Origin of the sequence: Bradyrhizobium sp. 63_E2_N1_3 (assembly GCF_052076005.1) — a bacterium.
GTDB classification, from domain to species: Bacteria; Pseudomonadota; Alphaproteobacteria; order Rhizobiales; family Xanthobacteraceae; genus Bradyrhizobium; species Bradyrhizobium barranii.
Genome location: NZ_CP197235.1, coordinates 2,714,233 through 2,739,710, shown reverse-complemented (window position 1 = coordinate 2,739,710; position 25,478 = coordinate 2,714,233). Strand labels below are relative to the sequence as shown.

Genomic DNA, 25,478 nt, shown 5'->3' with positions numbered 1-25,478 from the left:
ATGAAGAAGCTCGCGGCCACGCTATGTGCGCTGGCGTTCCTCGCAACCGGCGCACAGGCGCAGACCATCAAGGATTTCCTGACAGCGGTCATGCAGAAATGGACGGCGCCATTCGATCCGTTCCAGCTGATCGGCAACATCTATTATGTCGGAACCGACGGCATTGCCGTTTATGTCATCAAGACATCGCAGGGCCTGATCCTGATGGACACGGCGATGCCCCAGTCGACCGGCATGATCGAGGAGCACATCGCGAAGCTCGGCCTCAAGGTCGCGGACATCAAGATCATCCTCAACACGCATGCGCATCTCGACCACACCGGCGGCTTCGCCGAGATCAAGAAGGAGACCGGCGCGCAGCTCGTTGCCGGTGAGCGCGACAAACCGCTGCTCGAAGGCGGCTACTATCCAGGCGACGAGAAGAACGAGGACCTCGCCTTTCCGGCGGTGAAGGTCGACCGCGCGGTGAAGGAAGGCGACAAGGTCACGCTCGGCGACACCACGCTGACGGCGCATGCAACGCCCGGCCACTCGCCGGGCTGTACGAGCTGGGAGATGACCGTCAAGGACGGTGGCCAGGACCGCGAGGTGCTGTTCTTCTGCAGCGGCACGGTGGCGCTGAACCGGCTGGTCGGCCAGCCGACCTATGCCGGCATCGTTGATGATTACCGCGCGACCTTCGCCAAGGCCAAGGCGATGAAGATCGACGTGCTGCTCGGACCGCATCCGGAAGTCTATGGCATGCAGGCCAAGCGTGCGGAGATGAAGGACGGCGCACCGAACCCGTTCGTCAAGCCGGACGAGCTCGCAACCTACGCAACCAGCCTGTCGGAGGATTTCGACAAGCAACTCACCAAGCAGACGGCGGCGTTGGAGAAGAAATAACGGCCATTTGTCCTCTCTTCACCTCTCCTTCCGCGGGGAGAGGTGAAGCACGTGCGTCGGCTGACCGCGCGGCCATGCGCCGTCGCCGATGTGAAAGCCAAGGTCTCGCATGGTTAGCGGATCGTAGCTGCGGGTGGCTGCGGGCAAGGTGTGCCTGAGACACGCGCCTCGGCCGCCGGATATCCTTAACACGGTCTCACCAATGCACGCGGCTGGAAAATCCCGTGGCCGCGCGCAACCTGCGCTGGCTTTTCGTGCAGCCCCACCTAACGCGACCTTTACCCCCGTCGTGCAAGATCGCCGCCGTTTTGAAGGGATCCGGGGCGCGTATTGCAATGCCTGTCGTCAATTTGAAGTCTCAGCTCGCCGCTGCGATGCGGCTGTTTCGCGTGCCGGCCGACAACCCGGACCTGACGCGCGCGCAGTTCGACGCCTTCTCGAAGCAGATCCCGCTGCTCTATTTCATCCTGATGAGCAACACGATCGCGGTTGCCTATACCTATGTCAACGTGGCGCCGGACTGGCTGACGATGATCGTGCCGAGCGTGCTCACCGTGCTCGCCGCGCTTCGGACCTTCTGGTGGCTACGCCAGCGGCACCTCGTGCGCAGCGATGCCGATATCCTGCGCAATCTGCGCGCCACCAACTGGATGACATTGCCGATCGGCGCCGGCTTCACCGCATGGTCCTTTGCGCTGTACCCTTACGGCGATGCCTTCGCCAAGAGCCAGGTCGCCTTCTACATGGCGGTGACCGTGATCGGCTGCATCTTTTCGCTGATGCATCTGCGTTCCGCGGCGCTGATCGTGACGCTCGTCGTCGACGTTCCCTATGTGCTGTTCTTCTGGGCCACCGGCGAACCGACGCTGAAGGCGATCGCGGTCAACAACCTTCTCGTCTCCGGCGCGATGGTGACGGTGCTGTTCATCTACTATCGCGACTTCGCCGATCTCGTCTCGAGCCGCAAATCGCTGCTGGCGCAGCAGGCGGCGACGCAAGCGCTCTCGGACGAGAACTTCCGCCTCGCCAATCTCGATTCCCTCACCGAGCTGCCGAACCGCCGCCGCTTCTTCGCCGAGCTGTCGAGCGCCTTTACCGACGCCGAGCGCAGGCGCGTTCGCGTCGCGGTGGGGATCATCGATCTCGACGGCTTCAAGCCGATCAACGACAATTACGGCCACTCGGTCGGCGATCGCGTCCTGATCGAAGCCGGGCGCCGCATCCGCGAAGTTTGCGAAGGCTTCGGCCCGCAGCGAGTGGAATTTGCCCGGCTCGGCGGCGACGAGTTCGGCCTCGTGGTGTGCGGCGATCCTGAAGATGACGATTTGATGCGGCTCGGCCAGCGCATCGGCGAACAGGTCAAGCTGCCCTACCAGCTCGACACCGCCCATACCGGGCTGTCCTGCTCGATCGGCTTCGCGCTGTTCCCAAGCTCGGCGACCAGCGCCGAAGCTCTCTATGAATGCGCCGACTACTCGCTCTATCACGCCAAGCGCCATCTGCGCGGCCGCACCGTGATCTTCTCGAGCGAGCTCGAGGCCGAGATCCGCAGCCGCGGCGTCATCGAGAACTTGCTCCGCACCGCCGATTTCAGCACCGAGATGGACCTGGTGTTCCAGCCGATCGTGGACGCGATGAGCGAGCACACCGCCGGCTTCGAAGTCCTGGCGCGCTGGCGCAGCTCCCGCCTCGGCCTAGTCTCGCCGGCCGACTTCATTCCGGCCGCAGAGCGCATCGGCCTGATCCGGCCGCTGACGCAGGCGCTGCTGGTCCGCGCGCTCGCGACGGCAAGGACCTGGCCCGACCACATCCGCCTGTCGTTCAACCTCTCCGCTCACGATGTCTGCGCAGCCGAGGGCATTCTGCCGCTGATCTCGATCATCGAGAGAAGCGGGTTGCCGCCGCACCGGATCGACTTCGAGATCACCGAGACCGCCGTCACCTTCGACTTCGTGCGCGCGCAGCAGTCGATCGCGACGCTGAAGGCAATGGGCTGCGGCATTTCACTGGACGATTTCGGCACCGGCTATTCCTCGCTGAGCCACGTGCATCGGCTGCCGCTCGACAAGATCAAGATCGACCGCAGCTTCGTCGCCGACATCAACGAAAATCCGGTGAGTCACAAGATCATCAAGTCTCTCGCCGGCCTGTGCGACGACATGGAGATCGCCTGCGTCGCCGAGGGCGTCGAAACCCGCGCCCAGCTCGACAGCCTGCGCCGCCTGGGATGCGACTTCATCCAGGGCTACTACTTCGCAAAGCCGATGTCGGGCGATGCGATCGGCGACTATCTCGCAAAGGAACGCCAGCGTCTCGGCGACGCCGGCGCCAAGATCGTGGCCTGAAGTCCAGATCTCTACGCACGCGTAGCGCTGATAAATTAAATTGCTGCCTGTCAATCGTCCGCTTCACATGCGTCGAAACGCCCCCGACATGCCGGGATGCCGTGTCGGTGCTTGTCAGCGACGCCAAAACGCGCGATACTCAATTTCAAGGGGAAAGATATTTAATATACAACTTTTTGATCTTGGTGGCCTTCAACTGGGCGCGGCGGCAAACACGGTTGTGAGTTGGCAATCGGGAGGCAGGCATGTCGTCCAATGCGTCATTTTCGGCAGGGCGCCACGCCCCGCCGCATTCCCACCTCACCGCTTCGCATGCATCACCGCCGCCCGCCGAGCCGGACGGCGGCAGCCTCATACCCATCAGCCTCTTCATCCTCAGCGATGTGCGCCTGCTCTGCGAAGGCCTCAGTTCCTGCCTGGCCCGGCAGGAATGCTTACGCATCGCCGGACACGGCGATCTTGCGACCCTGCCTGAGCAAGTCGTCGACAGCGGCGCGCAGGTGCTGCTGGTCGACATAGCGACGCCGCAGGGCTTGCAGCAATCGGCAGCCTGCCGCGCGCTGACGCCGGCGTTGAAGGTCGTCGCCATTGCGGTCGCCGAGGCCGAGCAGGACATCCTGGCCTGCGCAGAGGCCGGCGTGTCCGGCTTCGTGCTGCGCGAGGGTTCGATCAGCGACGTCGTCGCCGCCGTCCGTAACGCGATGCGCGACGAGCTCGTGTGCTCACCCAAAGTCGCCGCCGCCCTGTTCGGCCGGCTCGCGCTGCTCTCCGCGCGGACCGTCACGCGAGCGCCGGCCGCCGGCGTCGACACGCTGACACCACGCGAGCACGAGATCATTCGCTTCGTCGGCGAAGGGCTGTCGAACAAAGAGATCGCACGAGCCTTGCGGATCCGCAATTCGACGGTGAAGAACCACATGCACAACGTGCTCAGCAAATTGCAGATTCGCCGGCGCGGCGAGATCAGCAAGCATCTGCACGCGAACGGCGCGCCCGCGCCTGCATCGTCGCGGATCCAGACCCGCTAGACCTTTCGGCCTAGATCCTCCGAGCCGGCACGGGCCGGCATCGCGCGCGAAGCCGCCATGTCGCGGTGAAGCGCGCGCCCGTTTGCGTCATCGCGGTCTCACCACCGCGGGCATGGTCCGGACCATCAGCTCCATCCTCGCTAGACCTTTTGGCTCAGTCGCGCCGTCGCGCCTTGTGCAAGGCTCACCGCAAAGGTGGCCATTGCGACAGAGACGCATCCTCATTGCGGGATTTCCGAGGCTGATGACCGATCTTCTCGAGCATGTCGTCGCGAAAGATCCGGCGTTGTCCATAGTCGGGACGAGTGACGACGCCAATCTGGCGGCGGAGGCACGCCGCACCCGGGCCGACGTTCTCGTGGTGGCGCAGAAGGCACCGGACGAGCGCGACAGCCTCGCAAGCCTTCTGCACAGTCGGCCGCGGATGAAGGTCGTCACCATCGTCGCAAGCGGCGAAAGCGGCGCGCTCTACGAGCTGCGGCCGCACCGCACGGCCATCACCGAGATCACGACGCAATCCCTGTCGGAAGCCATTCGGGATCCGCCCGGCCCGAGGCGCAGGCCGCGCCAGCGGCGCGCGCGCCGGCTGGGCAAGACCATCGCCGCGGTCTGACCAAGGAAGACGGACCGCCAAATCACAGGAGCCGACATGCCCTCAGCCCTTCTGCAACCCGGCGTCTATATCGAGGAAATCTCCAGCGGCGTGCGCTCGATCTCGGGCGTGGCGACGTCGATCGCGCTGTTCATCGGCTGGGCGCCGCGCGGCCCCGTTGACCGTGCCGTGCGCATCTCGAGCTTTGCCGACTATGAGCGCGCCTATGGCGGGCTCGACCGCCGCGCCAATCTCGGCTACGCCGTGCGCCAATTCTTCGACAACGGCGGCAGCGACGCCTACGTCGTGCGGATCGCGCTGTTCAATTCGGGAACGCCCGCCAACGACGCGAAGACCGCGACCTGCGCGATCAACGATCTCGGTATCGAGGCGAGTTCGCCGGGTCTGTGGGCCAACTCCTACAGCGTCCGACTGACGCTACGCGCGGACGACAGCACCCGCTTCCGGCTCGACGTCATCGGCCCGTCGCCGAGCACTGACATCGTGGAGACGTTCCAGGACCTGTCGATGAACAAGGCGGATCCGCGCTACGCGCCGAGCGTCGTCAACGGCCGCTCCGCCTTCATGGACAAGCTGACCACGGCGTCAACGACGGTCCCGACCCCGGCCACGAAACCACTTGCGGGCGGAGCCGATGGCACGGTCCTCTCCGCCAATGACGGTCCGTTCGTCAGCGCGATCGATCCGCTGTTCGCGACCGGCGGGATCGTCGATCGTATCGACATCTTCAACCTGGTCTGCGTGCCCGGCCTCACCAACGTCAATTCAACAACCCAGGGCGCACTCGCCAAGCTACAGCAACGCTGCCACGTCCGCCGTGCGTTCCTGATCATCGACAGCCTCCAGAACGAGACCGTCGCCAACATGAGCGGCGCCAACGGCGAGGCCGGCCTGACCGGCTCGGACGGCAATTTCTCCGCGCTGTACTACCCGTGGGTGATGCAGGCCGATCCACTGCAATCCGGCGTCGTGCGCGACTTTCCACCTTGCGGCTTCGTCGCCGGCGTCTACGCCCGAACCGACGCCACGCGCGGGGTCTGGAAGGCGCCGGCCGGCACCGATGCCAGCGTCAACGGCGGCGTCGGCTTCGCGTTGAGCTTGAGCGACGCCGAGAACGGCCAACTCAATCCGATCGGCGTCAACTGCCTGCGCACGCTGCCGGTCTACGGCAACGTGGTCTGGGGCGCGCGCACGCTGCACGGCCAGAACGACCGCGGCTCGGAATGGAAATACGTTCCGGTACGGCGCATGGCGCTGTTCCTGGAGGAGAGCCTCTACCGCGGCACGCAATGGGTGGTGTTCGAGCCCAATGACGAACCGCTCTGGGCGCAGATCAGGCTCAACATCGGCGCCTTCTTGCAGGGCCTGTTCCGGCAGGGCGCGTTCCAGGGCCGCTCGCCGCGCGAGGCCTATTTCGTCAAATGCGACCGCGAGAGCACGACGCAGGCCGACATCAATCTCGGCATCGTCAACATCATCGTCGGCTTCGCGCCGCTGAAGCCCGCCGAGTTCGTCGTCATCAAGATCCAGCAGATCGCCGGCGACATTCCAACCTGAGGCAAAGACACCTGAGGCAAGCAAATGGCACAGTTCTCGGTCAATCCGCAGCGCTTCGATCCCTACAAGAACTTCAAGTTCCGCGTGAAATGGGACGGCCGCTACGTCGCCGGCATCAGCAAGGTGTCGGCGCTGAAACGCACCACCGAGGTGGTCGAGCACCGCGAGGGCGGTGATCCCTCGACGGGACGCAAGTCGCCCGGCCGCAGCAAGTTCGAGGCGATCACGCTCGATCGCGGTGTCACCCACGACACCGAGTTCGAGAAATGGGCCAACAAGGTCTGGCATTTCGGCGCAGGACTTGGCGCCGAGGTCTCGCTGAAGGATTTCCGCAAGGACATCATCCTCGAGGTCTATAACGAAGCCGGGCAGCTCGCGCTCGCCTACAAGATCTACCGCTGCTGGGTCTCCGAATACCAGTCGCTACCCGATCTCGACGCCAACGCCAATGCGGTGGCGATCCAGCACATCAAGCTGGAGAACGAGGGATGGGAGCGCGATCAAGCCGTCGCCGAGCCGTCCGAGCCCACTTTCACCGATCCGGCCTGAGACCGCTCATGCTCTCCGCCACCGCACAACGCGAGCAGGACATCCTGGCGATGTGGGACCGGGCCGCCGGCCGCGCGCAGCGCCAGCGCGACGATGCCTTGTTCGCGGCGGCGGGCGCAGCGCCGACGGACTCGATCGGCACAGGCAATGCCGCTCTGCTGGCCTTGCGCACGCGATTGTTCGGCGCGCCGTGGCGGCTGCGCGCCGCCTGCCCCACCTGTCACACCGACTGCGAGTTCACGGCGGACAGCGCAGTGCTCGCGGACGGACTTGCACCACCGGCTGACGCCGTGCCGCCGCGTATCACGAACGGGGGCCGCGAGCTGGCGCTGCGGCTGCCGACGCTTTCCGATCTTGCAAGCCTCGCCGCGACCTGCGATTCCGCCGCCGCGGCAAAACTGTTGCTCGCGCGCTGCCTCGGTGACGCGCCGCCGGCCGCGCAGGACATCCTGCATAGGGTCGAAGCCGAGCTCGAACGTTGCGATCCCGGAGCGGTGCTCAGTTTTGCGCTCGACTGCCCCGATTGCGGCCACGCCTGGCAGGCCGTGATCGACATCGCGCCGGCGCTCTGGGCCGAGGTGCAGGCGGCGGCCGAGCGTACCCTGCTCGAAGTCGACGCGCTCGCGCGCGAATATGGCTGGAGCGAAGCCGAGGTGCTGGCATTGCCGCACACCCGCCGCGCCGCCTACCTGCAACTTGCGGGCGCGTCATGACGGGCCTCCTGCAAAATCTTGCACGCATCGGCCGCTGCGAACCGATTCCCGGCGCGGCACGCGTTGCCCTGCCGCCGCGTTTTGCCGCCCCGCCCCGGAATGACGATGCTCCGATGCACGAGACGACACGGGATGAAAGGCAGACACCGGCATCCTCGCCGGCGGCATTGCCGAACATCACCGGCGCAGACGATCCTGCCACTGGCGTGCAGGCGCCGCAGCGCAGACAAATGGAGCCGGACAACGAAGGCGCACCGTTGCGTCTCGAGGCCAAGGTCGCAGCTGCCGCGCCGCCGCTTCAATCGACCGACGCGCCGTCGAGATCGCCTGTCGATGCCCCTCTGCCTGCCGACCCGCGCGATCCGCCGCGCGGCACACAGCCGCGTGACACGGTCTTGCGCGACACGCCCCGCCCCCGAAACGAAGCTGCAACACCGCCGGCGCTTCCGCTCGGCCAGACCGTGCTCGCCGGCCAGGCGCAGCGCCGGCGCGAGACACCGCCGGTGATCAAGGTGACGATCGACCGCATCGACATCCGCTCGCCGGAGCCCCCACGCACGGCACGCGCCGTTAAGCCCGCATCAAAGCCGTCGGTGTCGCTATCCGACTATCTGCGCCGCCCTGGACCCGGAGGCCGCGCATGAGTTCGCCGCTCGCGATCGGCGCGGTCAGCGCAGTGCTGCGCAACCTGCTCGACAACGGGCTGATCGAGGCCGGGCCCGCGGTCGGCGGCACCGTCAATGTCAGTGCGGTTGCGCCCGACACGATCGACCTCGCCAGCCCTGAAGAGCAGCCGCGGCTCAATCTGTTCCTGCATCAGGTGACGCCGAACCCGGGCTGGCGCAACCGCTCCCTGCCGTCGCGGTCCTCGACCAGCGGCGAGCGACTGACCAACGCACCGCTCGCACTCGACCTGCACTATCTGCTGACGGCCTACGCGCGGGTCGACTGCCAGGCCGAAATCCTGCTCGGCTATGGGATGCATCTGTTGCACGAGCGCCCGGTGCTCGATCGCGCCGCGGTGCAGCGCGCGCTCAATCCCAATCCGCTCGACGTCGCGATGCTGCCGCCAGCGTTCCAGGCGCTCGCTGCCGCCGACCTTGCCGATCAGGCCGAGTTGATCAAGATCACGCCGGCTGTGATGGGGCCGGAGGAGATGTCACGACTATGGGCGGCCATCCAGTCGCATTACCGGCCGACGGCCGCCTATGTGGTGTCGGTGGTGCTGATCGAAGCCACGAAGCCCGCAGTCTCGCCGCTGCCGGTGCTGTCGCGCGGGATCATCGATCCCGCGACCAAGCGCGACCGCGGCGTCGTCGTCAATCCCGACACGTTGCCTCCGCTGCCGACGCTGTTTGCGGCGACGCCGCAGAACAAGCAGGCCGGCGCACGGCTTGGCGAGCCCGTGGCGCTCTCCGGCATTCGCCTCAGCGGCAGCAATTTTCATGTGCGGCTGGCGCACCCGCTATTTCCGGCGCCTTTTGAACTGGTGCCGGGCGCACCCAACGACGACGGCACCGAGCTCACCGTGACGCTGCCGAACGATGCTGCCGCGCAGGCAGCGCTCGCGCCGGGGCAATGGAGCCTCACGCTGCGCCTGCTGCCGGCCGGCGAAGCCAATGAGCGCGAGACCAACGCGGTGGCCCTGGTCATCGCCCCAGCACTGGTCATTGTAGCCGATGCCGGACTTTCGCTGTCCGCAGCGACCGTGCTGCGCAAGACTGCGCCGCTGCGCGTCACGGCCACCCTATTCTCGCGGCCGCAGGTGCAGCCGCGGCAGCGCGCGAGCCTCGTCCTCGGCACGGCGGAAGCCACCGCCAAACCGCGCAGCGCGGCCACCGATCCGCTGGTGTTCGACTTCCCCGCGACGCTTCCCGCCGGGGCCTATCCGGCGCGGTTGCGCATCGACGGCGTCGACAGCCTCCTGCTCGTTCTCAGCGGCGATGCGCCCGCTTTCGATGCCTCGCAAACCCTGAGCGTGCCGCCATGAACATGCACGACAGACCGCAAGCGCAGCCCGTGCTCGATTGGGCCAGCCGCAACCAGCATTGGCTGGCGGCGCAGTTCGCTGCGCTGCGCGGGCGCCTCGCACGGCAGTTGCGCGATACATCGGCCAACGCCGAGCCGCCTCCGCCGGAATGCGCCGATGATTTCGAGCCCGCGCTCGAGGCGCTGACCAAGCTGTTCGGCCTGTCGGCGTTCGAGCGCGACGTCGTGCTGCTCGCGGCCGGCGTCGAGCTCGACAGTGCGCTGCGTCGCCTCGTCGGCGTGGCGATGGCGCAAGCGCCCGAAGCCATCGCGAGCACGCAGCCGACGTTCAATTTCGCCATGCAGATGCTGAGCGAACCACATTGGGATGCGCTCTCGCCGCTCCGGCCGTTGCGGCGCTGGCGCCTGATCGCATGCGAGGGCCGCGAGGCGCCGCCGCGCCGCCCGATCCAGATCGACGAGCGCGTGCTGCACTACCTGACCGGCCTCCCCGCGATGGATGCCCGCCTGATCGGGCTCGTTCGCTGCGAGCCGGTCGGATCCATCGAGCCCGATACACCACAGGCGAACACGATCGCGCACGCGCTCGGCACGGGCGCGGCCGCCCTGGCCACCCTGGGTCACGCTCGCGGCGAGATCGAGCCGCAGCGCGACCTCGCGCGCGCCGCGCTCGCCTGCCTCGGTGCGAACGGCCTGTGGTTGCACGCCCGCGACCTGCCGCACGATCCGCGCGAGCTCGCCGAGATCGCCCGTCTGCTCGACCGCGAGGCCGCGCTCTCGGATGCCATCATCGCGCTCGAGCTCGACCGCCCGATCGAGGCGGCGGATGCCGAGGCGCATGCGATGACGCTGCTCGCCCATCTGATGGGACCCGCGATCGTGCTCAACGCGCCGGAGCCGGCCCGCTTGTCGCGACTGCGGCAGCGCCGCATGCTGCGGCTCCAGGTCGCCGATGCCCCGGCCGCCGCGCGGCAGGTCGCAGCCTTGCGCGGGCTTACGCGCGAGCAGGCCGCCGCGCTCGCAGCCGCGCTGCGCCCGGCGCTGCGGCAGTTCGACGTCCCCGCCGCCGACCTGCGCCTCGTGGTCACCGAAGCCCTCGCCGAGACCCAGGCCGATCCCGCTCTGCTCGGGCCGGCGGTATGGCGGCTCTGCCGCGCCGCGGTGCGCGGCGGGCTTGACACGCTGGCGCAGCGGATCGACAGCCGCGTTGGCTTCGACGACCTGGTCGCGCCCCCGGTGGTAACCGCGCAGCTCCGCGCCATCGCGAATGAATTGCAGCACCGGCCGCGCGTCCATGGCGACTGGGGCTTTGCCGCGCATAACGGCCGCGGGCTCGGAACCGCCGCGCTGTTCGCCGGCGAATCCGGCACCGGCAAGACCTACGCGGCCGAAGCGATCGCGAGCGCGGCCGCACTTGATCTCTACCGCATCGATCTTGCCAGCGTGGTCAGCAAATATATCGGCGAGACCGAGAAGAATCTGAGCCGGCTGTTCGAGGCCGCGGAGACCAGCGGCGCCATCCTGCTGTTCGACGAGGCCGATGCGCTGTTCGGCAAGCGCAGCGAGGTGCGCGATAGCCATGACCGCTTCGCTAATATCGAGATCGCCTACCTCTTGCAGCGGATCGAGACCTATCGCGGGCTCGTGATCCTCACCACCAACATGAAGAGCGCGCTCGACCGCGCCTTCCTGCGCCGCATCCGCTACGTGGTCCAGTTCCCCTACCCTGACGCTGCCGCGCGCGAAACATTGTGGCGCATGCAGTTCCCCTCCGATGCACCGCTCGGCGAGGTGGATTTCGCAGGCCTCGCCAGACTGCAACTGACCGGCGGCAACATCCGCGCCATCGCGCTTAACGCCGCCTTCCTGGCCGCCGCCGGCGGCGGACGGATCGAGCAGGACGCGATCAATGCCGCGGTGCGTGCCGAGTTCTCCAAGCTCGAGCGGCCTTGGCCGGGAGTCGGGCCATGAAACACGCCGCTATCGATATCCGGATTGGACGTCTCGTCGTCGATGCGTCGCGACACTCCGAAGCTGCGGGACTTGCCGACGCAATCGGACAGGCCTTGCAACAGCGGCTCACGGGGTCCGCCAACGAGGCGAGCGCCGTCCATGCCGAGGCGCCGCGCGCCGTCGCCGATCGGATCGCGGCACGATTGACCACGACATCCGGCGCCGGCGCTCCGCGAGGCAAGCTATGACCGTGCATGCCGCACCAAAGGCAGTGCCGAAGCAATCCTCGCCGGCCCATGCGCCTTCGCTCGAGCTTCGTCCGGCCCGCGACCGCTTCGAGAGCGAAGCCGAGCACGCGGCCGAGAACGCCCTGCGGCCATCGCAGCCGGCTGGCCCGGCCCCGGTGCTGTCGCCGCTTCCACGCTCTGCTGGCACGACGGGACAGGCCGCGCCGGGCGCGGTATCCGCGGTGGTCGGATCGGCAGGCTCACCACTCGGCGCTCCGACACGCGAGACGATGGAACGCCAATTCCGGTCCGACTTCAGCTATGTGCGGATCCACACCGACGCGCAGGCCGCAGCCTCGGCCCGTGCGATCCGCGCAACCGCCTACACCGCGGGCGCCCACATCGTGTTCGGCGACGGCGCATACAATCCGCAAAGCCCACGTGGCCGGCACATTCTGGCGCACGAGCTCGCCCATGTCGTGCAGCAGCGCGGCGCGACCGTGTCGCCGGCGGCGGTGCAGCGGCTCGCCTGGTACGAATCGATCGCCGTGTTCTTCGGCGCCGAGGGCAATTTCGGCGACAAGGAGCTGCTCGCCTATCTCGAAAAGATCACCAAGTCCGCCGCGATCGAAGGCAGCTTCGACAGCGACAACAAGGCGCGTGCGATCGTCCGTCGGTGGAAAGCCGGCCAGGCCGAGTTCAAGCTCGATCCAGTCCAAAAGGCGCTGTTGATCCTGGAGATGCAGGACGGCCCCACACTTGATGACGACGAGAACGCGATCCTCGACCTGCTCGAGCTGAGCGATATCGCCGCACTGAGGATCATGTTCGGTTCAGGCAAACTCAGCGTCACCGAGCTCGAATCCGACATCGACGGCGCCGAGTACAAGAGGTTGAAGCGCTTCTTCGCAACCCGCTTTCGCGGCGGACGCGACGCGCTCGCCAAGGGCGACGTCGAGCCGCTGGGCGAACCGGGCAAGGGCGCGCCGACCTTCGCCTACGATGCCATGGCCATCAAGATCCGGATTGCGACGGCAGCGGGCCACGACGAGGTCGCCACCATCGCCGCGGAGGTGTTCGCGCTCGCGCCGGCCGAGCGGGCGAAGGCCACGGAGGAACTCGGCCGCGAGCGCGCCGACATCGCCCGCCGGTTCGACCTCCTCAGCGACCAGGCCGAGGACGAAAGCGATCCGGCGAAGAAAGCAACGCTCAAACAGCAGGCTGACGCGACGGAAAGGATCCTCGACAAATACGACGTCATGCTTCAGGGCGTGTTCCGCGACGTCACGCTGATCACCAGCGCCGGCGATCTGTCGACGACGGTCGAACCCGATGCCGCGAAGAAGGCAGACATCGCGGTGGCGCTGAGGCCCGACCCCAGCAGCCCGCTGCCATTCGACAACTCCCCGGCGGGCAAGAAGAAGTACGACGACGCCTTGCGCCTGCTGATGCCCGGCATGATCCAGGACTACTGGGATGAAATGGTCAAGGACAAGGGGACCGCGGAGCACGGCGATCCGAACAAGGTGCACCAGCTTGCGGAGTTCGAGCGGATCGGCAAGGCCAGCAAGGACGAAACCGACAAGGTGTTCGGCGAGTACTACGACCAGTCGAAGCATCCCGAGCTGAAAGCCGATACGCTCGGCGCGCGCGGCAACATCCACGACCTGTTCGCCGAGACCGAGGCCGAGCTCGCGGGCATGGACAGCACCGAGAAGCGCGACAAGGCGAAGGCGCTGATGCGGTATTTCTTTCAGGCCAACGACCGCGTGCGCGCCATCAATCGCAAGCTCAATGCCTCACCGCATTTCGATGCCAGCAACAATCCCGTGGGCGACGAGGCGATCATCCTCGACCAGATCGCCGACGACTTCACCAGCACGGCCGCGCAGGTCGACAAGCTGAACGAAATCGACCGCGGCTGGGATGCCTCCGCCAATCTCGGCGACATCAACATCCAGATCTTCAAGAAGGCCGACTCGGACAAAGATCGCGATTTCCTGTGGGACATGTTCCAGACGCTGATCCACGAATATATCCACACGCTGCGGACCACGGAATACGACAATTTCGCCAATACTTTCGGCGACGGCTCCAACGAAAACAATACGCTGATCGAAGGCGTCGATTCGCTCTTCGACGAGATCGCCTGGGAGAATGTCGCACCGCGGGTCAACGATCCCAAGCTGCGCGAGGCGGTTGAGGGCCCCGCATATGCAAAGCTCAAACCGATCACCGTGCAGCCGGCATCACGCCGACGCTATTCCTCGTATGCGGAGGCGGTGAAGCTCGTCAACGTCGTCGGCATCCGCAACCTCTACGCCGCCTATTTCCAGGGCGACGTCAAGAAGATCGGAGGCTGAGCGATGCAAGCCGCGCGCCCGTCGGATCTCGCTCTGTCACCGCTGCGGCTGCTCGCCGGCCGCGACCTGCGTTCGTTCGCAGGCCTCGCGCACCCGACCTCCCTCGACGACGTCGCAGCCGTGTTCGATCTCGACCGCTCCTGGCATGGACAGGGCGCGCTCGGCAGCGCCAGGCACCGGACCGACTGGTTCAACGCCGCGGCCGCAGGCTTCGCGCGAGGCGCGCGGGTATGGGCAAACGACGGCACGGTGGTGCTGATCGATGCGACCGACGTCGTCCTCGTCGAGCCGCTGCCGTCGTTGCTCGACGCACTCGGCGAGCCGGAGACAAGGCTCAATTCGTTCCAGGGGACGTTCGAGGTCGAAGCCAATGAATACGTGTACGCGCAGCGGGGCCTGACGCTCTACGTCAACCGCGCCGTCGATACGACGCTCCGGATTGCCGCGTTCGCACCGGGCAGTCTTGAACGCTATCAGCGCGACTTGCGGCTCGACCTTCAGATGAAACGGCTGCCACCGTCGCGCGGCCCATCGGGGGATCGCCTGCCATGACCGGCCTCACCTCGTCCCCAAAACTGATCAAGGGCGGCCTCGTGGTGCTGGCGCCGGGCGGCGGCACGGTGCGACGGCAGATCGCGCTCCAGTACAATCCGGACACGCTGAGCCGCAGCTACCAGGTGCAGGGCACCGGCGGCGACGGCTCGGCCGGCGGGCGGGCGCAACCGTTCCGGCTGAAAGGGCCCGCGATCGAGACCATCAAGCTCGACGCCGAGATCGACGCTACCGACCAGCTCGCCGATCCCGACGCGCACGCCAATGCGGTCGCCTTCGGCATCGCGCCGCAGCTCGCGGTGCTCGAGGCGCTCGTCAATCCGAGCGTCGACGATCTGCTCGGCATCGCAAGCCAGGCCGATGGCGGCACGCTCGAGATCCTGCCGCCGGAGGCGCCGCTCACTCTGTTCGTCTGGAGCAAGAACCGGGTCGCGCCGGTGCGCGTCGCCGAGTTCTCCATCGTCGAGGAAGCGTTCGATCCCGCGCTCAATCCGATCCGCGCAAAGGTCTCGCTCGGGCTGCATGTGATGAGCACCGACGATCTCGGCTTCTCGCATCGTGGCGGCACCATCTTCCTCAATTACCTGCGCAATCGCGAGACGCTTGCCGGCCTGACCGGGAGCGCCTCACTGGCCTCGCTTGGTCTTTCCAGCCTGCCCTGACGGAGCACATGATGTCCTCGGATCCCGTCCAGATGTTGATCGATGCCGGCGCGTTTCCGGACAATAGTTTTCCGCCGAACAGCCGCTATCACGGCACCGCGATCGGACGGCTCAAGCGCAGCGCCGACGATCCCGGTGTCGCCTATGTGCTGCGCCGCTTCATCCCCCAGGGGCGCGACATCGGCATCGCCGGCGAACACATCGTCAATGCCGGCGCCCGGCCCGACACGCTCGCCTCCGCAACGCTTGGCGACCCCGAACTGTATTGGCGGATCGCCGACGCCAATGTCGTGACCGATCCGCTCGAACTCACCGACACGCCCGGTGAGCGCGTGCAGATCCCGCGCCCGAACGGGCTTTAGGGAGACGATTCCCGATGATGCAGGGTGGCGTCCAGCTCTCGCTCCAGATCGGCCCGGCGCCGGTGCCGGCGCCGCGCGAGGTGCTGGAGACGCTGACCCATGCCAAGATCGAGATCGGATCGGGCGATGCGCAGAGCGGATTCGAGCTGACTTTCGACCTGCCGGTGCGCTCGCCGCTGCGCACCATCTTCCTGCTTGCCGGCGGCGGCGCGCTGCCGCCGCTGCTGCGCGTGGTGCTGATCGTCACCATCAACGGCATGGCCGAGTCCGTCATCGACGGCATGGTCACCAATGTCGAGACACAGCCGGGCAGCGGCGGCGTCGGCAAGCTGGTGATCAAGGGCAAGGACATGTCGGCGCTGATGGACATCATCGAGCTGCCGGGCCTGCCCTTCCCGGCGATGCCGCCCTCGGTGCGCGTGCTGGCCATCCTTGCCAAATACGCAGCACTCGGCGTGATCCCGATGGTGATCCCGAGCGTGCTCGATATCCCGCCGATCCCGGTCCAGCAGATCCCGCAGCAGAAGGGCAGCGACTACGCCTACGTCAAGAAGCTCGCGGGTGAAGCCGGCTACGTCTTCTATCTCGAAGCCGGTCCCGCGCCCGGTGCCTCCAAGGCCTATTGGGGACCGGAAATCCGCTTTGGCGCGCCGCAGCCGGCACTCACCACCAACATGGACGCGCTCACCAATGTCGAGGAAATCTCGTTCAACTTCGACAAGGAACGCAAGGTCATGCCGATCGTGTTCTTCCAGGAGGCCAACAGCAAGGCGCCGATCCCGGTGCCGATCCCCGACATCACGCCGATGAGCCCGCCGCTCGGCGTGGTGCCGCCGCTGCCGCCGAAGATCGAGAAGCTCTCCAACACCGCGCATTTGTCCGCGCCGCAGGCGCTGATGGCGGGGCTCGCTTACGCCAGCCAGCACAGCGACAGCGTGTTCGGGAGCGGCAAGCTCGACGTCGCCAGATATGGCCGCGTTCTGAAGTCGCGGCAACTGGTTGGCGTGCGCGGCGCAGGCCTCCCGTTCGACGGGCTCTATTACGTCAAGAACGTCACCCACGAGATCGAGCGCGGCTCCTACAAGCAATCATTCTCGCTCGCACGCAACGCGCTGATCTCGACCGTTCCGCAGGTGCCGACATGAGCGATGCGCCACTTTTCGGAAAGTATCGCGCGGTGGTGATCAACAATATCGATCCGCTTCAGATCGGCCGGATCCAGGTGATGGTGCCCGACGTCGGCGCCGTGATACCGACGAGCTGGGCGATGCCTTGCGTGCCGACCGCAGGCATCAATGCCGGTTTCTTCACGGTGCCGATCATCGGCGCCGGGGTCTGGATCGAGTTCGAGCGCGGCGACCCCGACTATCCGATCTGGGTCGGGTGCTACTGGGGCAGTGCCGCGGAGGTGCCGGTACTGGCGCACGCAGTGCCACCCGGCGTCCCCGGCATCACCCTGCAAACCCCCTTGAAGAACGGTCTCACCATCAGCGACGTGCCGGGCCCGACCGGCGGCATCCTGATGCAGACCACGACGGGCGCGATGATCTCGGTCAGCGACGTCGGTATCACCATTTCCAACGGCAAAGGCGCGGTCATCACCATGACCGGACCGACCGTCGACGTGAATCTCGGCGCGCTCACCGTGATCTAGGAGACGCACATGCCCGCTCCCGTCTTGCATCTCGGCGCCACGGTATTGTGCAGCCATGCCGGACAGGCGACGCCGATCGCGCCGTTCCCGCGCGTGATGCTGTCGGGCCAGCCCGCGGTCAATCTCACCAGCCCCTATGCGATCGCGGCCTGCTCGCTCACCGGCTCGGCGCCGCCTTGCGTCACGGCGCAGATGGTAGTGGGCGCCGCACGGGTGATGATCGGCGGCGCACCGGCCGCGACCATGATCGGGCAATCCGTCTGCACGCCGACGGGCACCCCGATGCTGCCCGTCGTGGCGCAGACGCGCGTGCTGGCAACCTGAGGGGAGGACGGCGTGAGCAGCGAACTCGATTTCCCCTATCATTTCGACGACCAGGGCCGCACGGCCACGACCGGCCGTCCCGATCACATCCGCGACCTGATCGAGCAGGTGCTGTTCACGATGCAGGGCGAGCGGGTGATGCGGCCGGATTTCGGCGCGGGACTCCTGGCGCTGGTGTTCGAGCCCAATTCGGTGACGCTCGCCGCGACCACGCAGATGCTGGCCCAGGCCGCGCTGCATCAGCACCTGTCGCATCTGATCGCCGTCACCTCGGTCGAGGTGATCAATGACGATGCGGTGCTGCGGGTCGAGATCCGCTACGTCGTGCTTGCCGACCGCACCAGCCACGTCGCGAGCTTTGCGGTTCCGGGGGGCGCGGCATGAAGCAACATTGCTGCGATCCGCGCCGGCTCGAAGTGCTCGAGGCCAAGGGCAGCGCCAACGCCATCGCATTCATCGAGGTGCTCGACCTCGCTTCTCCGCCCGGCGCGCCGCGGCAACAGACCCTGCTGGTGCGGCTGCTGCATTCCGGCTTCACGCTCTCGTCGGATAATCTGCGCATCACCGGCGGCGAACGGATCGCGACCGTCGGCGTGGTCTGGTGTGCGCCGGCCGACGCGCTGCCGGCCGAGGCCGAGCCGGGCCTCGTCGACACCGTCGACGATCTCGCCCGCACGCTGGTCGTCCGAACCGACAGCGGCGGGGATTATTCGATCTACAATTTCGGCATCTTCGCCAATTCCGGCTCGGACCAGCCGCCGGCCGGCTTCGATCCAAAGCTGTCGGCGATCGACTTCACCTTCAAGGTCGAATGTCCCTCGGACTATGACTGCGCGGACACCGCGCCGTGCCCGCCCGTGCCGCGCTTGAGGCCGGAGATCGACTATCTCGCGCGCGACTATCAGGGTTTTCGCCGGTTGATGCTTGATAGGCTCAGCCTGCTCGTGCCCGGCTGGCAGGAGCGTTCGGCGGCGGATCTCGGCGTGACCCTGGTCGAGCTGCTCGCTTATGCCGCCGACAACCTCGCCTATCGCCAGGATGCGGTCGCCAACGAAGCCTATCTCGCCACCGCGCGGCAGCGCATCTCGGTGCGACGCCATGCGAGGCTGGTCGACTATCATTTGCACGAGGGCTGCAACGCGCGCGCCTTCGTGCATTTCGGCGTGAATGGACAGAAAATCGCGCTACCGAAGGGCACGCAGCTTCTCACCCGCGTGCCCGGGTTGGACGTAGTGCTGACGCCGTGCTCGCGCGAATTGAACGACGCGATCGACGGTGGCGCCGAGATGTTCGAGACGGTCGCTCCCGCCGAGTTGGACCAGCAACAGAACAGTCTCACCTTTTATGCCTGGGGCAACAACGGATGCTGCCTGCCCCGCGGCACCACGCGTGCGACGTTGCGCGGCCACATTGATACGCTCGCTATCGGCGATATCCTGATCTTCGAGGAGGTGATCAGCCCAACGACGTTGTCTGCCGCCGATGCCGATCCTGGCCATCGCTGCGCGGTGCGGCTGACCGAGAGGACGCTTACGAGCGATCCGTCCGGCGGGCTGTTCGACGAGCCTCCGGTCGACGGCCCGGTCGACGTCACCGAGCTCGCCTGGAGCGAGGCCGACGCGCTGCCCTTCCCGCTCTGCCTGACGGTGGAGGACCGCCCCGAGCTCGCGATCAGTGTTGCGCGCGGCAATATCGTGCTCGTCGATCACGGCCGCACGCTGCCGCCCGAACAGCTCGGCGTGATGCCGCGCGCCAGCTTGAAGCAGGCATCGCGCGCGCCGGGCAATTGCTGCACCTCGTCCCCGGACGTCATGCTGCCGCCGCGCTTCCGCCCGGTGCTGGCAAACAGCCCGTTGACGCAATCCTTCGATCTCGGCGCGCTGCTCGCCGTTCCCGTCAGCAACGACAAGCCGTGGTGGGCGGCCAGCGCATTTTCGCTCTTGTCGCCGCGCGACGCCACGCCTGCCATCGTCGATCTCACGGGACAAGTCGCCGGCATCACCGAGCACTGGCTGCCGCGACGCGACCTCATCGACAGCGCCGGCAACGCGCCGCATGTCGTGGTCGAGATCGACAACCACGGCGAGGCCTTGCTGCGGTTCGGTGACGGCCTGCTCGGCAAGCGCCCGGCCGAAGACACCGCATTCACGGCGACCTACCGGATCGGCAACGGCACATCCGGAAATGTCGGCGCCGAAGCCATCGCCCACATCGTCAGCACCACGGACGGCGTGTTCGAGGCCGTACGCAATCCGCTTCCCGCATCCGGCGGCGTCGAGCCCGAGGACATCGAAGCCGCCCGACGCGATGCCCCACAGGCGTTCCGTACCCAGGAGCGCGCGGTGACGGCGGCCGATTACGCCGCCGCCAGTGAACGACGTGCCGACGTGCAGCGCGCGGCCGCAACGTTCCGCTGGACCGGAAGCTGGCACACCGTGTTCGTGACGCCCGACCGCTTCGGCGGCGGCGTAGTCGACGCGCCCTTCGCTACGCAACTGCGCAACCATCTCGAGCGGTTCAGGATGGCCGGCTACGACCTCGACGTACGGCCGCCACGCTATGTCCCGCTCGATGTCACACTGCATGTCTGCGTCAAGCCAGACTATTTCCGCGCCGATGTCGCGCAGGCCGTGCGGACGGTGCTGTCGAGCGCGGTGCTGCCCGATGGCACGCTCGGCCTGTTCCATCCCGACAATTTCACCTTCGGCGATCCCGTCTATCTCAGCCGCATCATCGCGGCCGCACAAGCGGTCGAGGGTGTCGAGGCGGTGCAGGCGGAAAAATTCCAGCGGCTGATCTCGCCGCTCGCGACCTCGCTGGATGACGAGGTGATCCCGATCGGAAGCCTCGAGATCGCGCAGCTTGCCAATAATCCGAGTTTCCGCGAGCGCGGCCGGCTCATCATCGAGGCGGGAGGCGGCAAATGACGCTACCGGTCCCAACCATCAAGCCTCATGCCCTGCCTGCCGGCAGCGAGAGCTGCGGCTGCTGCGCCGGCATTGAAGCCGAGACGCCGCAAGGCATCTCGAACCGCTACGGCCTCTCCGCCATCGCCTACCGCGTCGGCGACCACGCCCAGTTCCGCGACAGCCTGCACGCCGCGCTGTCCTCTGCCGCGTTCGCACCGCTGGGCAAGCTGCAAAGCCGCGCCGATGACGATTTCACCATCGGCCTGATCGATGCGTTCGCCTGCGCTGCCGACGTGCTCACCTTCTACCAGGAGCGCATCGCCAACGAATCCTATCTCCGCACTGCGCTGGAGCGCGTCTCGCTCCAGGAGATGGGCCGGCTGATCGGCTACCGCCTGCGGCCCGGCGTCGCCGCCGAGACCTGGCTCGCCTTCACGCTGGAAACGCCCCCTGCGCCGCCGCCAAAGCTGTCGCCCGAGCCGGGCAGCTTCGTCACCGGCGTGCCCGCTCAAGTGTCGATCGAGATCGGCACGAAAGTGCAGAGCGTACCGGGGCCGGACGAGAAGCCGCAGACCTTCGAAACGGTCGAGCGACTGGCCGCCGCACGGCCGGCCTGGAATGCGATCCGACCGTGGCTGGCGGAGACACGCCGACCGGACAAAGGCGACACGGTCATGTACCTCGCCGGCCAGCGCAACAATCTGAAGCCGGGCGATGCGCTGCTGATCGTCGGCGATGCCTTCAATCCCGGTACGAATGACAGCAACTGCGATTTCCGCTTCATCGACAGTGTCGAGCTGCAATTGGATTTCGATCGCACCAAGGTGACCTGGCAGCTCGGTCTTTCCGGGGTCACGGCCGCCCAGAACTCGAAGGTCTATGCGCTGCGCAAGCGGGCAGCACCCTTCGGCCACAACGCGCCGATGTGGAAGTCGATGTCGACGGACTTTCGCAACAACTATCCGAGCGGGAGTGACGCGCCGGAGTGGCCCGACTACACGATCTCGCCGATGGGCTCGGCCCAGGGCGGCGGTTTCATTGATCTCGATACGGTCTATTCCGAGGTCCGCGCCGGCGGTTACGTCGTGCTTTCGATGGCAGCCAGGGGCTCCATCCAGGTCATCATCAAGGCCTTCGGCAAGTCGGATGTCATCCTCGATCTCGGCCCGCATCTCGACGTCTACCAGATAGCCGATGCGGACGAGACGTCGCGCGCGGAGTTCGCGCTGGCCGGCAAGGTCACCCGGCTGCAATTGCGCGGCTCCCATTACGACCGCTATCAGGACCAAGTTCGTCGCATCACAGCCTTCGTGCAGTCCGAGCAGCTCGCGCTTGCGCCCTACGCCGTCGATGATGCCGCGACCGGCAGCAGCATCCCTGCAGCCGTCAGTGCCGATGGCCTCGTCGCAGGGCGACGGCTGATCGTGCGAGGCAATCGCGTCTCCGACGGCCAGGCCGTTGTCGTGCAGGCCAACCTCGTATCCGCCCAGGCTGTCGATGCCGGCCGCTGCATGCTTCAGATCGACCCGCCGCTCGCCGGCAGCCTCGACCGCGGCAGCATCGTGGTTCATGGCAATGTAGTGCCGGCTTCGCATGGCGAGACGGTGACCCAGATCCTCGGCTCGGGCGATTCGGCCCAGCCGTTCCAGCAATTCGAGCTGAAGCAGGTTCCGCTGACCTATCGCGCCGCCGCCAATGAGAGTGGTGCCGCGAGCGAATTGACGTTGCGGGTCGGCGAGATCGCATGGCACGAGCGCGCGACGCTGTTCGGCACAGCCGCGACCGATCGCGTCTTTGCGCTCGATATTGACGAGCAAGGGCGCAATCTCGTGAAATTCGGCGACGGCGCCAGCGGTGCGCGGCTGCCGAGCGGGCTCAACAACGTCCGCGCCACCTACCGCAAGGGCATCGGGGGCGCCGGCAATGTCCGCGCCGAGACGCTGAGCCAACTGCTGTCGCGCCCGCTCGGCCTCAAGGGCGTGAGCAACCCGTTCGCGGCCGAAGGCGGCAACGATCCGGAGCCGGCGGATGCGGCGCGACGCAGCATGCCGCTCGGCGCACGCACGCTCGGCCGCGTCGTGTCCGTCCTTGACTATGAGGATTTTGCCCGCGCCTTCACCGGCATTGCCAAGGCGCAGGCGCAGGTGCTGCAACTGCCGCGCGGAAAGACCATCGCCATCACGATCGCGGGGCCGCCCGGCGCTCCCGTCAATTCGACCAGCCCGGTGTGGACCAATTTGCTCGCTGCGCTGAAGGCCGGCGGCGATCCGCATGTCGCTGTCGTGCTGCTGCCCTACCAGCCCGGCACCTTCCGGATCGGATTGAAGGTCAAGCGCGATCCCGATTTCGACGCCAAGGCCGTGCTCACCGCGGTCGAGGCGGCGCTGCGTGCGCACTTCGCCTTCGACGCGCGTGAGCTCGGCCAGCCAGTGCAGCAATCCGACGTGATCGCGGCGGCACAGTCGGTGCCCGGCGTCGTTGCTGTCGACCTCGTCCAGCTCTATGGCGGCACGGCGCCCTTCGCGCAGACCATTCCCTCGCGCCAGGTCCGCCTGCTCGCCTCGCGGATGCATGTCGACCAGGGCGCGGCGAAGCCAAGCGAGCTGCTGACGCTGAACCCGGCGCCGTTCGACATCCTGGAGGAGATGGCATGAACAGCCTCACCCCCGAACGGCTCTACAGCCTGCTGCCGACGCTGCACCGGCTGCGCGACGCCGCGCTTGCGGGCGATCCGGCAAAGGCCGGTCCGCTCCAAGCTCTATTGGCGGCATTTGCGCGCGAGTTCGCCACGCTGGAAGAGTCCGTCGACCAGCTCTACGACGACCAGTTCATCGAAACCTGCGCCGAGTGGGTGACGCCCTATATCGGCGATCTCATCGGCTACCGGCCGCTGCGCGGGCTCGGCACCGAGCTGACCTCGCCGCGTGCCGAAGTCGCCGACACCATCGCCTTCCGCCGCCGCAAGGGCACCGCGCTGATGCTGGAAGAGCTCGCGCAGGACGTCACCGGCTGGCCGGCACATGCGGTCGAATTTTTCGAGCAGCTCGCCACCACGCAATACATGAAGCACATCCGACTGCATGCGCCCGCGACCTGCAATCTGCGCGACACGGCGGCACTGTTCCGGCGCGACGGCGCCTTCAACAGCATCGCGCACACCGCCGAGATGCGGCGGCCGGAAACGGGCGCCGGCCGCTACAACATCCCCAATATCGGCATCTTCCTGTGGCGGCTGTTATCGCTGTCACTCACGGCGGTGCCGCTGACGCCTGACGCCGGCGACGCGACCGGCCGGAAATTCCATCTCAACCCACTCGGCGCGGACATGCGGCTGTTTCGATTCGCGCAGGCCGAGTCCGACATCTCCCATCTCGCCGAGCCGATCAATGCGCCGGAGCCGCTGTCGGTGCGGCTGATGGCGATGGCGGTGCGCGCCGCGCAGGCAACCGCACAGCCGAACGCACGGCGCGAGGACGATTATGGCGACGGCGAGAGCCTGGTGTTTTTCACGCCGGGCACCCCGCCCATCCCGGTGCCGACGGCCAAGGTGCGGGTCTGCGATCTCCGCGACATTCTCGATGGCGGCGGCAATGTCATCGGCTGGGCCCATGAGGCGCAGGTGACGGCGGGCACGATCGGCTTCGATCCCGAGCGTGGCCGTGTGCTGCTCGGCAATCCCGCCGACGGACCGCTGCTTGCGACATTCCACTACGGCACTGCGCGGCAGATCGGCGGCGGCGAATATCCGCGCGTGCCCGCCGCGGGCGATATCGGCAACGAGCAGACCGTCGATGCCGGAGGCGCGTGGCAGGCCAAGCTCAATTTGATCAGGACCGGTGGCCGCCTCATCATCGGCGACAGCCTGACCTACAGGGAGACGCCGACCTTTGTCGTCGACGATGTGACCGGAGATGCCACGCCGCACCATGTCGTGGTCGCCGCGCATGACCAGACCCGCCCGCTGCTGGCGGCGGGCGGCGAGATCACGCTCGACATCGGCGCGCGCGGTCGCCTCACGCTCGACGGGCTCGTGATATCGGGCGGCGCGTTGCGGCTGGCGGCCTTTGCCGATGTCGAGCCGCGGGAGCTGCTGCTGCGCGATTGCACGCTGGTGCCTGGGCTTACCCTGAATGGGGACGGCAGTCCGACCTCGCCGGGCGAGCCGAGCCTGATCATCGAGCATCCCTTCGCCAAAGTGACATTGGAGCGCTGCATCGTCGGCCCGATCCGCGCCGTCACTGATGCCGAGGTAACGCTGACCGACTGCATCATCGATGCCGGCGCGCCGGCGAACGTCGCCTTTGCCGCCGATGCCGCGGGCAGCCCCTGCGCCGAACTGACGGTCGCCCAATGCACCGTCATCGGCAAGGTTCACACGAAACTGTTGAAGCTCGCCTCCAACACCATCTTCTTCGCAGAGCTTGGTCCAAAGCCCGCGGAAAAGTGGATCGCGCCGCTCTTGGTCCAGCGTCGCCAGGAAGGTTGCGTCCGCTTCTGTTACGTGCCCGCGGGTTCGATCACGCCGCGGCGCTTCCATTGCGTGCCGAATGACACGGCGCCCACGGCGCTGCCGCTGTTCACCTCGCTGCGTTATGGCGATCCCGGTTACGGGCAGCTGCGCCGCGCCACGAGCCTCACGATCCGCGCCGGCGGCGACAATGACAGCGAGATCGGCGTTCTCAACGCATTATTCCAGCCGCAGCGCGAGGCCAATCTCAGGCTGCGGCTCGATGAATATCTACGTTTCGGGCTGCACGCGGGCCTGTTCTTCGCGAGTTGACCGAGTGCATCGG

The 25,478-nt window shown here is 66.8% G+C and carries 22 protein-coding genes; all 22 read left to right on the top strand.

Annotated features, from left to right (window positions below; translation table 11 throughout):
• The 22 genes from blaBJP (at window position 1) to AB7531_RS12540 (ending at window position 25,465) form a co-directional block, all read left to right on the top strand.
• On the top strand, window positions 1-885 hold the full coding sequence (blaBJP, locus tag AB7531_RS12645; protein ID WP_063981965.1) for a BJP family subclass B3 metallo-beta-lactamase: 885 nt from the start codon (window positions 1-3) through the stop codon (window positions 883-885).
• A 335-nt stretch (window positions 886-1,220) separates the two neighbouring features.
• Window positions 1,221-3,230: a putative bifunctional diguanylate cyclase/phosphodiesterase gene (locus AB7531_RS12640; RefSeq protein ID WP_063981964.1), complete on the top strand. Its 2,010-nt coding sequence runs from the start codon at window positions 1,221-1,223 to the stop codon at window positions 3,228-3,230.
• 245 nt (window positions 3,231-3,475) lie between these two features.
• Window positions 3,476-4,258 carry a LuxR C-terminal-related transcriptional regulator gene (locus AB7531_RS12635; RefSeq protein WP_063981963.1) on the top strand — a complete coding sequence of 261 codons (783 nt, stop codon included), beginning with the start codon at window positions 3,476-3,478 and terminating at the stop codon, window positions 4,256-4,258.
• A gap of 244 nt (window positions 4,259-4,502) precedes the next feature.
• Window positions 4,503-4,871 (top strand): hypothetical protein, encoded by a 369-nt coding sequence (locus AB7531_RS12630; protein WP_063981962.1) that lies wholly within the window; start codon window positions 4,503-4,505, stop codon window positions 4,869-4,871.
• 36 nt (window positions 4,872-4,907) lie between these two features.
• Window positions 4,908-6,428 (top strand): phage tail sheath family protein, encoded by a 1,521-nt coding sequence (locus AB7531_RS12625; RefSeq protein WP_063981961.1) that lies wholly within the window; start codon window positions 4,908-4,910, stop codon window positions 6,426-6,428.
• A 24-nt stretch (window positions 6,429-6,452) separates the two neighbouring features.
• Window positions 6,453-6,977 (top strand): phage tail protein, encoded by a 525-nt coding sequence (locus tag AB7531_RS12620; protein ID WP_063981960.1) that lies wholly within the window; start codon window positions 6,453-6,455, stop codon window positions 6,975-6,977.
• A gap of 8 nt (window positions 6,978-6,985) precedes the next feature.
• Complete coding sequence (locus AB7531_RS12615) at window positions 6,986-7,690, top strand: hypothetical protein (RefSeq protein WP_199877126.1); 705 nt, start codon at window positions 6,986-6,988, stop codon at window positions 7,688-7,690.
• A 113-nt stretch (window positions 7,691-7,803) separates the two neighbouring features.
• Complete coding sequence (locus tag AB7531_RS12610; RefSeq protein ID WP_187387983.1) at window positions 7,804-8,334, top strand: hypothetical protein; 531 nt, start codon at window positions 7,804-7,806, stop codon at window positions 8,332-8,334.
• Window positions 8,331-9,680: a DUF4255 domain-containing protein gene (locus tag AB7531_RS12605; RefSeq protein ID WP_441279963.1), complete on the top strand. Its 1,350-nt coding sequence runs from the start codon at window positions 8,331-8,333 to the stop codon at window positions 9,678-9,680. Before AB7531_RS12610 ends, AB7531_RS12605 begins: the two co-directional genes overlap by 4 nt.
• The gene (locus tag AB7531_RS12600; RefSeq protein ID WP_231142752.1) at window positions 9,677-11,650 is read left to right on the top strand and encodes an ATP-binding protein; all 1,974 of its coding nucleotides are present in this window, start codon (window positions 9,677-9,679) and stop codon (window positions 11,648-11,650) included. Before AB7531_RS12605 ends, AB7531_RS12600 begins: the two co-directional genes overlap by 4 nt.
• Entirely contained in the window at window positions 11,647-11,880 is a 234-nt protein-coding gene (locus AB7531_RS12595; RefSeq protein WP_063981957.1) for a hypothetical protein, read from the top strand. The genes AB7531_RS12600 and AB7531_RS12595 overlap by 4 nt, the downstream gene beginning before the upstream one ends.
• On the top strand, window positions 11,877-14,222 hold the full coding sequence (locus tag AB7531_RS12590; RefSeq protein WP_063981956.1) for an eCIS core domain-containing protein: 2,346 nt from the start codon (window positions 11,877-11,879) through the stop codon (window positions 14,220-14,222). Before AB7531_RS12595 ends, AB7531_RS12590 begins: the two co-directional genes overlap by 4 nt.
• A gap of 3 nt (window positions 14,223-14,225) precedes the next feature.
• Entirely contained in the window at window positions 14,226-14,774 is a 549-nt protein-coding gene (locus AB7531_RS12585) for a hypothetical protein (protein ID WP_063981955.1), read from the top strand.
• Complete coding sequence (locus tag AB7531_RS12580; RefSeq protein ID WP_063981954.1) at window positions 14,771-15,436, top strand: hypothetical protein; 666 nt, start codon at window positions 14,771-14,773, stop codon at window positions 15,434-15,436. The genes AB7531_RS12585 and AB7531_RS12580 overlap by 4 nt, the downstream gene beginning before the upstream one ends.
• 8 nt (window positions 15,437-15,444) lie before the next feature.
• On the top strand, window positions 15,445-15,798 hold the full coding sequence (locus tag AB7531_RS12575; RefSeq protein ID WP_441279962.1) for a Base plate wedge protein 53: 354 nt from the start codon (window positions 15,445-15,447) through the stop codon (window positions 15,796-15,798).
• A gap of 14 nt (window positions 15,799-15,812) precedes the next feature.
• Complete coding sequence (locus AB7531_RS12570; RefSeq protein WP_063981953.1) at window positions 15,813-16,943, top strand: hypothetical protein; 1,131 nt, start codon at window positions 15,813-15,815, stop codon at window positions 16,941-16,943.
• The gene (locus tag AB7531_RS12565) at window positions 16,940-17,452 is read left to right on the top strand and encodes a phage baseplate assembly protein V (RefSeq protein ID WP_063981952.1); all 513 of its coding nucleotides are present in this window, start codon (window positions 16,940-16,942) and stop codon (window positions 17,450-17,452) included. Before AB7531_RS12570 ends, AB7531_RS12565 begins: the two co-directional genes overlap by 4 nt.
• 9 nt (window positions 17,453-17,461) lie before the next feature.
• Window positions 17,462-17,776, top strand: a complete 315-nt coding sequence (locus AB7531_RS12560) for a hypothetical protein (protein ID WP_063981951.1) — start codon at window positions 17,462-17,464, stop codon at window positions 17,774-17,776.
• A 12-nt stretch (window positions 17,777-17,788) separates the two neighbouring features.
• The gene (locus tag AB7531_RS12555; RefSeq protein ID WP_063981950.1) at window positions 17,789-18,160 is read left to right on the top strand and encodes a GPW/gp25 family protein; all 372 of its coding nucleotides are present in this window, start codon (window positions 17,789-17,791) and stop codon (window positions 18,158-18,160) included.
• A complete protein-coding gene (locus tag AB7531_RS12550; RefSeq protein WP_441279961.1) occupies window positions 18,157-20,703 on the top strand; it encodes a putative baseplate assembly protein in 2,547 nt (848 codons plus the stop codon). The genes AB7531_RS12555 and AB7531_RS12550 overlap by 4 nt, the downstream gene beginning before the upstream one ends.
• On the top strand, window positions 20,700-23,339 hold the full coding sequence (locus AB7531_RS12545; RefSeq protein WP_063981948.1) for a putative baseplate assembly protein: 2,640 nt from the start codon (window positions 20,700-20,702) through the stop codon (window positions 23,337-23,339). Before AB7531_RS12550 ends, AB7531_RS12545 begins: the two co-directional genes overlap by 4 nt.
• Complete coding sequence (locus AB7531_RS12540; RefSeq protein WP_063981947.1) at window positions 23,336-25,465, top strand: hypothetical protein; 2,130 nt, start codon at window positions 23,336-23,338, stop codon at window positions 25,463-25,465. The genes AB7531_RS12545 and AB7531_RS12540 overlap by 4 nt, the downstream gene beginning before the upstream one ends.
• Window positions 25,466-25,478: the final 13 nt, after the last annotated feature.